General features: G+C 20.0%; 11 protein-coding genes. All 11 read right to left on the reverse strand.

Features of this window, described 5'->3' with window-relative positions; translation table 11 throughout:
* Window positions 1-49: 49 nt before the first annotated feature.
* Window positions 50-739, reverse strand: coding sequence for a 50S ribosomal protein L1 (gene rplA / locus ACHMP6_RS00560; protein WP_412097587.1), 690 nt, complete (start codon window positions 737-739; stop codon window positions 50-52).
* Window positions 740-860: 121 nt separating this feature from the next.
* Window positions 861-1286 carry a 50S ribosomal protein L11 gene (gene rplK / locus ACHMP6_RS00565; RefSeq protein ID WP_412097588.1) on the reverse strand — a complete coding sequence of 142 codons (426 nt, stop codon included), beginning with the start codon at window positions 1284-1286 and terminating at the stop codon, window positions 861-863.
* Window positions 1287-1471: 185 nt separating this feature from the next.
* A complete protein-coding gene (gene nusG / locus ACHMP6_RS00570; protein WP_412097589.1) occupies window positions 1472-2083 on the reverse strand; it encodes a transcription termination/antitermination protein NusG in 612 nt (203 codons plus the stop codon).
* Window positions 2084-2117: 34 nt separating this feature from the next.
* Window positions 2118-2537, reverse strand: a complete 420-nt coding sequence (locus ACHMP6_RS00575) for a hypothetical protein (protein ID WP_412097590.1) — start codon at window positions 2535-2537, stop codon at window positions 2118-2120.
* 24 nt (window positions 2538-2561) lie between these two features.
* Window positions 2562-2708, reverse strand: coding sequence for a 50S ribosomal protein L33 (gene rpmG, locus ACHMP6_RS00580; protein WP_412097591.1), 147 nt, complete (start codon window positions 2706-2708; stop codon window positions 2562-2564).
* A gap of 171 nt (window positions 2709-2879) precedes the next feature.
* Window positions 2880-3575: a 23S rRNA (guanosine(2251)-2'-O)-methyltransferase RlmB gene (gene rlmB, locus ACHMP6_RS00585; protein WP_412097592.1), complete on the reverse strand. Its 696-nt coding sequence runs from the start codon at window positions 3573-3575 to the stop codon at window positions 2880-2882.
* 90 nt (window positions 3576-3665) lie between these two features.
* Complete coding sequence (locus tag ACHMP6_RS00590; RefSeq protein ID WP_412097593.1) at window positions 3666-6080, reverse strand: HAD-IC family P-type ATPase; 2415 nt, start codon at window positions 6078-6080, stop codon at window positions 3666-3668.
* 30 nt (window positions 6081-6110) lie between these two features.
* Window positions 6111-7436, reverse strand: a complete 1326-nt coding sequence (gene cysS / locus ACHMP6_RS00595) for a cysteine--tRNA ligase (RefSeq protein ID WP_412097594.1) — start codon at window positions 7434-7436, stop codon at window positions 6111-6113.
* Between the two features lie 127 nt (window positions 7437-7563).
* The gene (gene gltX / locus ACHMP6_RS00600) at window positions 7564-8925 is read right to left on the reverse strand and encodes a glutamate--tRNA ligase (protein WP_412097595.1); all 1362 of its coding nucleotides are present in this window, start codon (window positions 8923-8925) and stop codon (window positions 7564-7566) included.
* 152 nt (window positions 8926-9077) lie between these two features.
* On the reverse strand, window positions 9078-9470 hold the full coding sequence (gene rpsI, locus ACHMP6_RS00605; protein WP_412097597.1) for a 30S ribosomal protein S9: 393 nt from the start codon (window positions 9468-9470) through the stop codon (window positions 9078-9080).
* Window positions 9471-9483: 13 nt separating this feature from the next.
* Window positions 9484-9993, reverse strand: coding sequence for a 50S ribosomal protein L13 (gene rplM / locus ACHMP6_RS00610; protein WP_412097596.1), 510 nt, complete (start codon window positions 9991-9993; stop codon window positions 9484-9486).
* Between the last annotated feature and the right edge of the window lie 373 nt (window positions 9994-10366).

Consider the following 10366-nt stretch of genomic DNA (forward strand, 5'->3'; position numbering starts at 1 on the left):
AAAAATGATTTGTTTAATTATATTTTATTTACTTAATGTTAAATATTTTTTATTGTATAGATAAATGATCTATTTTAATTCCAGGAGCCATTGTAGAAGAAATAGTTACAGATTTAAAAAAATTACCTTTTACTGTTTTAGGTTTATTTAATGATAAATGTGAATATAAAAATTTCAAATTTTCTGTTAATTGTTCTTTTGAAAATGAAATTTTTCCTATAATTGTATGTATATTTCCTGATTTATCTACTCTGTATTCTATTCTTCCTTTGTTTATGTCTTTTATTGTTTGTTCAATATTTTCTGTTACAGTACCTAATTTAGGATTAGGCATTAAACCTTTTGGTCCTAAAATACGACCTAATTTTGATATAGACGGCATTAAATCTGGAGTACAAATTAAAACATCAAAATCTAAAATTTTTTTAGAAATTCTATCTATTAAATCTTGATTTCCTGCATAATGAATATTTAATTCTTTTGCTTTTTCTAGTTGCAAACCTTTAGCTAAAACAGCTATTTTTAGATTTTTACCACTTCCATTAGGTAAAACTAATGAACTTCTTAAATTTTGTTCAACTTTTTTAGGATCTAATTTAAGACAAAAATTACATTCTACTGTAGCATCAAAATTAGCTATTTTAGTTTTTTTTACTAATTCTAAAGCTTCAGGTAAATTATATAATTTATTGCAATCTATTAATTCTTTTGCTGCTAAATATTTTTTACTTTTTTTCATAAATAATTTATTTTATTTTTAAATTTTTTCTATATAAATTTTATAAATATAGAAAAAATTAAATCCTTTCTTGAGGAGAATATAACTTAATTTCAAACAAACCAAAATATAAAATATTAAATTATTCTTCTATTACAAATCCCATATTAAGAGCAGTACCTTTTATTATTTTACATGCATTTTCTAAAGAATAAGCGTTTAAATCGGATAATTTTATTTTAGCTATTTCTTCTATTTGTTTTTTCGTTAAAGTTGCTATTTTATTTTTTTTCGCGTTAGAAGAACCTTTTTCTATTTTTGCTATTTTTTTTAAAAGATCACTAGCTGGTGGTGTTTTAGTTACAAAAGAAAAAGTTCTATCTTGAAAAACTGTAATAATAACAGGTATTATAAAACCTTCTTGATCTTTCGTAGCTTCGTTAAATTGAGAACAAAAAGATGGAATATTGACTTGAGCTTGACCTAAAGCCGGACCTACTGGAGGAGCTGGATTTGCTTTTTTAGCTGGTATTTGTAATTTAATAGTTTTTATAATTTTTTTAGCCATTATTTTGTAAAACCTCTTTCAAAAAAAATAATTATAAATAACAAAAATTTCTTTTTTATATATTAAAAATTTATTTAAAAAATTATCAAAATTTAAAAAAATAATTCTCTAAAAAATAATTATAACATAGTTATAACTTAAAATAAATATAAAAAAATCATTTAAAATATAATGAAATTCTAGTATTAATTAATTTCCTTGAAGCAAGCAAAAGAAATTTCAATAGGTGTGTTTCTTCCGAATAAATCTATTTCTACTATAATTTTATCTTTTGAATGTTCAACAAAAGCTACTTTACCTTTTTGACCTGCAAAAGAACCATGAGTTATTTCTACTCTTTTATTTATTAAATGATCATAGTTCGGTTTTTTTATTATTCCCATTTTTATTAATATAGGATTAATTTCTTTTTCACTTAAAGGAACAGGTTTCGCATCACTTCCTTTAATAGAACCTAAAAAGCCAGTCACTTTTGGTATATTTCTTACTACAAACCAAGATTGTTCAGTAACAATCATTTTAATAAATATATAACCAGAAAACATTTTTTTTTCTTTTTCTTGTTTAGAACCATCTGCTTTAAATTTAAAATATTTTTCTTTTGGACAAATAACTTGGAATATTAAATTTGATACACCTACGCCGCTATTTGCTAATTTTAATAAGTCTTCTTTAACAGAATTTTCATATCCAGAGTAAGTTTGTATAATATACCATTTTGGTTTTTGATTGTTTTCTGAATTTGTTATTTTTTTATTTTCTTCGAATTCATTAATTATTTTTTTTTTATTTTTCATTTAAAAGAACCTTATTTTTGGATTTTTTGAATAATTATTCATTAATATTAAAATTAAAAAGATTTTTAACTTCTTTGAAAGGATCGATATAGTTATTGTAAACATTTTGAAATAAATCCATTATTAATACAAAAATCAAAGTAAAACATACAACTTGTATCAAATTAATTAAAATTTTCCCAAAAGAAGGCCATTTTATTAAAAATAAAATTTCCTTTGTTTTGAATATAAATACCAAAGTACTGTATAAAAAAATAACAAGAGAAAAATTAAATACAATATTGTAAAAATTTTCTAAATTTTTATATTCGTGTTTCAAAGTTCTAGATAAACCCATTAAAAAAATAGACAAAAAAACAAGAAAAATATTCTGAAAATTATATTTTTTTTTAATGATATCAAATAATATATTTGATAATTGACTTTGTTGTTCGTCTGGATTTTTAAATACCATAAAAACTCCTTATTTTATTATTTATTATTTTGTTTCTTCATGTAAAACATGTTTTTTGCATTTAGGACAAAATTTTTTTAAAATTAAACGACTGTTACTGTTATGAATTTTAATTTTATAATTACGGCTAAAACAATCACTACATATTAAAATATTTTTTTTCTTTTTCATATTTAATAAAAATTTTCCTTTTTATAATTTTTGTAATTAAATATAAAGAAACAAGAAAAAAAATTAAATTTTATAAAAAAATAATTAGTTTAAAATGATAATACTAATAATTATAAAACATTTTCTTTATTTTAACACTAATTTAATGAAAAATAAATTAAAAATTATCTTTTATTTTTGCGTGGAATACAAAATTATAGCAGCTGCCACGCTTACATTTAGAGAATTTATTTTACCCTTCATAGGAATTTGAATTAATAAATCACAATTTTTTTTTATGAGATAACGCATTCCTTTTCCTTCATTTCCTAAAACAATAGCTATAGATTTATTCAAAGGTATTTTATTTAAATCAAGACTAGCATTTGAATCAGTACCTACTATAAGAAATTGGTTTTTTTTTAATTCTAAAATTGTTGTATATAAATTATTTACTAAAAAAATATTTACATATTCTAATGCTCCGCTAGCTGATTTCGCTACTGTTCCGTTCAATAAAATTTGATTTTTTTTTCCTATAATTACTCCATCAAAGTCTGTTGCTTCTAAAGTTCTTAAAATAGCTCCAAAATTTTGAGGATCTTGTATTGAATCTAAAATCAAAAATTTTTTTATTTTATTAGAATTTAACGAATTTTTCAAGTTTTTATAACAATAATCCTCTACTTCTGCTACAACTCCTTTATGAGAATTATTTTTAACTTTTTCGTTCAATTGATGTTTATTTAATAATTTAATTTTTATATTATTTTTTTTTAAAAAATTTAAAAATTTTAAATCTTTCATTTTTTCATCTATAAATAAATTATAAATTAATCTTTTTGCTTTTATTGCTTCTTTAATTATATTTTTTCCATAAATTATCATTTAACTACATTATAATATAATTTTTTTATATTTTATATATATATTGTTATTTATTCTTTTTTTAAAAGAATTGATAATAAATATAATATTTTATTTTTTTATATTAAAGTATTTTTTTATATTGAATTTTTTATTTACTAAAAATAAAAAAATAATATTTATTATAGCTAATTTTATATAAGAAGGATAACTTTGAATTACATTTTCCCATAAAGAGAAAAAATTATTTTTATTTAATAACAAAAAATACTCGAAAAATAAAAAACTTAATAACATTGAAATTATCAATAATGATTTAAATTTTTTTAAAGGCATAGAACTTTTTATTAAAAGAACTAAAAAAATAATAGCAGTTATAAAATTTAATACAATGGATAATTGTTCTTGTATAAAATTTTTTGCAAAAATAAATTTTAATAAGTAAAAATAATTAAAACCTATTATGAACGCAAAAGGTAGTGAATTTTGAAAAATAATTTTAAGAAAATTTGTTTTTATTTTTTTGTCACTAGGTTCTAAAGCTAAAAAAAATGAAGGTATTCCGATAAAAAAAGTATCTATCAAATTCAAATGTAAGGGGTTGAAAGGGAATGTTATTATTATTTTTGAAAATATATTGTTTGCAATTGTTATTATTGCTAAAACAAAAGAAGAAATAGTTTTAACTAAAAATAAAACAGAAAGTTTAGTTAGATTATTTATTACTCTTTTTCCTTCTGTTATTACTTGAGTTAAAGAATTGAATTTAGAATCTATTAGTATCAAATTAGCAACATTTTGAGCTGTTTTATTTCCTGAAGCCATAGCTATTGATAAATCTGATTCTTTAAAAGCTAAAATATCATTAATTCCATCACCTATCATAGCAACTTTATGATTATTTTTTTTAATTTCGTTAATTATTATTTTTTTTTGTTCTGGAGTAGCTCTTCCGAAAAAATCATTTTTAATAGAAATATTTTTTATTTCTTCTTCAGATAAATTAGCTAAGTTAATGACTTTTTGATTAGAATCGTTTATTCCTACACGATTTATTATATAGTTAATAGTTTCTGGATTATCTCCTGAAATAATTTTTATTTTGATATTGTTTTTTTTAAAAAAATTAATAGTTTTAGGAGCATCTTTTTTGATCGTATCTTCTAACATTATTAAAGAAATTATTTTATATTCAGTATTTTTATTAATTTTATTTATTTTTTCATCTGTTTGTGCTAATAATAAAACTCTAAATCCTTTTTTTGTTTGATCTTTTACGTCGTTTTCAATAATAGAAAATTTTTGTTTTAGTATAAAATCAGGCGCACCTAAAACAAAAGTGCCTAATTTTTCGAATTCTACCATACTATATTTTAACAAACTAGAAAAATTTTGTACTTTTGTGATTTTTTGATTATTTGGAATATTTTCCCATTTTTTAGTACAAAATTTTTGTTTTAAAGCATTTTGAGTAGCGCTGTTGTTATTAAATGAATTTATAATTTCAGAAAATAATTTTTCAGTTATAGGATAATTTGGATAATTTAAAATTTCTTTTACTTCCATTTTTCCATCCGTAATAGTTCCTGTTTTATCTAAGCATAAAATATCTATTTGCGCTAACATTTCTATTCCAAAAAGATCTTTTATATATGCTTTTTTTTTTGCTAATTTTACAAAACCTATAGCTAAAGTTACATTAGTTAAAAGAAAAAGTCCTGAAGGCATTGTACCTAACATAAATCCACATAAACTTAAAATATAATTATCATTTGAAATATTTTTGAAAGAAAAAGATAGTAATATAGCAATAGGAATTAATAAAAAAGTTATAAAAAAAACTAAAAAAGAAAAATTTTTTGTTAGAGGAGTTTTAATTTTTTTATATTTTTTTGCTGTTTGAGATAATTTAGAAATATACATATCCTTACCAACAGCTTGAACTTCTGCGCATGCTTGTCCATCTATTACATAACTTCCAGAATATAAAAAATCACCTTTTTTTTTGATTATAGGTTTAGATTCTCCTGTTAAAAGAGATTCATCTATTGTTAAAAATCCTTTTAATACTTTCGCATCTACTATAATTTGTTCATTATTTTCTAAAAGAATAATATCGTTTTTAATTATATCTTTTGAAGAAATAGAAATTAGTTTTCCTTCTCTAATTACTTTAGAATTTATACAAGTTATTAAAGAAATTTTATCTAAAGTTTTTTTAGCTTTTATTTCTTGAGTAATGTTTATAATTAGGTTTAAAGAGTTAATGAATAAGAAAAACAATTGTTCGTAATGTTTTGTGTTTAATATTACAATTGTCATAAAAAATAATAATAAATTAAAAAAGGTAAATACATTGCTAAAAATAATATCTTTTATAGTTTTATTATTATCTATTATATTTGTATTGTTTTTTTTTTCTTGTATTTTCGCTTTTACAATTTCTTTCGATAATCCTTCAAATTCTGACCAAATTTCTTTTTTAATATTTGATTTTTTTTCTTTTTTTATTATATTCTTTATCATAAAAAGTTAAGTATACCATGCTTTTCTAATTTAAATAATTTCTTTTTTTAATAAAATTTGTCTAATAGAATCTGCTTCTTTAAAATTTTTATTTTTTTTATATTTTTGCCATAAATTATATAATTTTATGTCTTTTATGTCTATTTTTTTTAAAATAATTTTTATATTTATATTTTTTAATACAAAAATTAATGTATTTTGTAATTGTGCTAAAATTTTCAAATTTTTATTTTTGTTTAATTCTTTTAGAATTTCTTCTATTATAGTTATTAAATTAGGAGTATTGAAGTCATTTTTCATAATTTTATGAAATTTATCGACATAATCAGAAATAATTTCAAAATTATTAATTTTTTTTAAATTTAATTTAAAATTATTTTTATTTAAAATTTTTAATAAATTTGAATATTCTGTTTGGGTTTTTTCTATTAATTTTTGATTAAAATTTATTGGTTGTAAATAGTGATATTTTAAAAAAAATAGTTTTAAAACATTTGGTTCAAATTTTTTTAATAAATCTTTAACTAAAATGATATTTCCTGTGGATTTGCTCATTTTTTTGTTGTCATATTCTACGTGTCCTACATGTACAAAAAAATTAGCTAAAGGTTTATTTTCACTAGCTAAAAATTGAGCTTGTTCGTTTTCGTGGTGTGGAAATTTTAAATCAATACCTCCTCCATGTATATCTATGGTATTATTTTGAAAAATTTCTTTTATCATTACAACACATTCAGTATGCCAACCTGGTCTTCCCATAAACCATGGACTTGAAAATTTAATTCCTATATCTGTTTTTTTCCATAGAATGAAATCTTCATGATTTTCTTTTTCTTCAAAATTATCAATTTTTTTTCTTTGGTTTATTTTTAATTTTTTTAAATTTTGACCACTTAAAATTCCATAGTTTTTTATTTTATTAATTCTGAAATATATTCCTTTGTCCGTTATGTAAGCGTACTTTTTTTTAATTAATTCATCTATAAATGAAACAATTTTTTCAATATAATTAGTTACCATTGGAATTTCATTTATATTTTTTATTTCTAATGTTTTTAATAATTTTAAAAAAGCTAAAGTATATTTTGAAGATATTTCTTTTTCTGATTTATTTTTTTCGCTTGCTATTTTGATAATTTTATCATCTATATCAGTAATATTTACAACTAAATATGTTTTAATTCCTATTAGTTTTAAATATTTTTTCATCATGTTAAAGAAAATTAAAGACCTTATATTTCCTATATGCAAATGACTATATACTGTCGGTCCACACAAGTAAATATTTATTTTAGATTTATTTGAATTTATTAAATATTCTTTTTTCTTTGTTAAAGAATTATAAATTTTTAACATAAGATAGACTCAATTCTTTTTTTATAAAGAAATATTTTTTTAAAAAAATATTCTACTTAATTATATTTTAATATAAAATATAAATTTTTTATATAAATTAATTATAAAAAATGAAAAAATAATAAAATTATTTTTCTAATTCAATTAATTTTATTATTTTATTTATATTGTTTATTATTTGTTTTTTTCCTAATAGTTTTAGGAAAATATATAAATCAGGGCCATGTGTTTTGCCTGAACAAGAAATTCTTATAATTTGAAATAAATTTTTACCTTTTAATTTTGTTTTTTCGCTAAATTCTTTTATTAATTTTTTGATTGAATTAACATCGAATGATTCGATTTTTATTATCATGTTGTATAAATTTTTTATATTATTTAAAGTATTTTTGTCTTTTAAAAAATATAATTCTTCTGAATTCAAGTCCAAAATTAATTTTTCTTTTTCTGAAAAAAAATTATTATATAAAGTTACAGTTTCTTGAATATTATTTAATCTATTTTTAAATAAATCAATAAAATTAGTTATCCATTCTTGATTTTTGTTTATTTCATTTTTATTAAAAAAATATTTAGTTTGTTCTACTAATTTTTGTGAATCCATTTTTTTTAAATATTGTGAATTAATAAAATTTAATTTTTCAATATCAAATATAGCAGGAGATTTAATTAATTTTTTTACATCAAATAAATCTATTAATTCTTTTTGCGAAAGAATAGTTTTATTATTAGAAGGAGAAAATCCCAAAAGAGACAAGTAGTTAAATAAAGCTTCAGGTAAATAACCGCAATTCATATATTTTTCTATAAATTGCATTTCATTGTTATCTCTTTTGCTTAATTTTTTTTTATTTTTATTTAAAATTATTGACAAATGAGCGAATAAAGGAATATCCCAACCAAAAGATTGATATAACATTATTTGTTTAGGAGTGTTAGTTATATGTTCTTCTCCTCTTAAAATATGAGAAATACCCATTAAGTGATCGTCTATTGCTGCAGCAAAGTTATAAGTGGGAAAGCCATTTTCTTTAATTATAATCCAATCTTCTATATCTTTGCTTTGAAAAGATAATTTTCCTCTTATTAAATCATTAAATTCAAATTTAGTGTTTGAAGGAATTTTAAAACGAATAAAAAAATTATTTTTTTGCGTTTTATCTTTATATTCTTTATAAGCTAATTTTTTTTTTATTAAAATATTTGCATATTTTTGATAAATTTCTATTCTTTCGGATTGTCTATAAGGTCCAAATTTACCTCCAATATCAGGTCCTTCTGACCATGTTAATCCTAACCATTTTAGCTGTTGTAATTGTGTTTTTTCGCTTTGATCTATGTTTCTTGTTAAATCTGTATCTTCTATTCTAATAATAAAATTTCCTTTTAAATGGCAAGCAAATAAAAAATTAAATAAAGCGGTTCTAGCGTTTCCTATATGTAAAAAACCAGTAGGACTTGGAGCATAACGAACTCTTATTTTATTCATAAACACCTCTTTAGCTTAATTTTAATTAAAAGTTGATTAAAATAATTTTTATTTATTCAAAAAAATAAAAAAAGAACCTAATCTTTTTAAATTTTTTTAAAAAAAGATTGTAGGTTCTCGAAATTTTTTTTAAAAATATAATAATAAAAAAATTAACGTTTAGAAAATTGTGGAGCACGACGAGCTTTTTTTAAACCATATTTTTTACGTTCTACACAACGAGAATCTCTAGTTAATAATTTATCTTTTTTTAAAATAATTTTTAAATCAGGATTAGCTTTTATTAAACATCTAGAAATTCCTAAACGAATTGCTCCTGCTTGTGATGTGATTCCACCTCCACAAACATTTACAAAAATATCATATTCATCTATTTTTTTAGTTAGTTTTAAAGGTTTTACAGTTTCATTACGAGTTTCTTCTGAAGGTATGTAATCTTGAAATTTTCTTTTGTTAATAGTAATATTTCCGGAACCTAATTTTAAAATAACTCTAGCTATTGAACTTTTTCTTCTTCCTGTTCCTAAAAATTGATTTTTATTAATTTCCATTTTAATTTTATACCTCTATAATTATAGGTTTTTGAGATTCATGTTTATGATTTTTGTCAGAATAAACAAATAATTTTTTGCGCATTTTATCGCCTAATTTAGTTTTAGGCAACATTCCGAAAATAGATTTTTCTACTATTCTATTTGGTAATTTATTTTTTAACTCCAACGCTGTTATTTGTTTAATTCCGCCTGGAAAACCTGAATGTCTATAATATTTTTTTTGTTTCCATTTTTTTCCTGTTAAAACAATTTTACTAGCATTTATAACTGCCACATAATCTCCATTATCAATATTATGTGTAAAATTATTTTTATTTTTCCCTTTTAAAATAGAAGCTACTTTAGTTGAAAGTCTGCCTAAAATTTTATTTTTCGCATCAACTAAAAACCATTTTCGGCTTATTTTTTTTTCATTAATTGATAAAGTTTGATTATTTTTATCATTATTATTTATTTTTTGATTTTCTTTGTTTTGTTGTTTTAATGAAATTATTTTTGATTCTTTTTTGTTCATATGAAATAATATTACCTTAACATTTGATAATTTATATAAAAAAAAATATAACTAATAAATAAAAATAAAATAAATTTTTGATTTTAATATTTTTATTAAATTTAATTTACAAAAATATATTTAATTTAAAATTAATTACAATAGGTATAAATTAAATTTAATAAAAAATTTTTTTCAAAATAATCAAAAATTTAAATCAAATATAAAATATTAAATTTTTAATAATTGTAAAAATAGTATACTGAAATAATTAAAAAATGTCAAACAAAATAAATTATAAAATTATTAATAAAAATAATCTATTTTTTGGAGCGAATGATGGATCGAGATAGAATTAGACCGTTTTTCTATTACTAGATATTAATCTAAGCCC

Origin of the sequence: Candidatus Phytoplasma palmae (assembly GCF_046896035.1) — a bacterium.
GTDB lineage: Bacteria > Bacillota_I > Bacilli_A > Acholeplasmatales > Acholeplasmataceae > Phytoplasma > Phytoplasma palmae.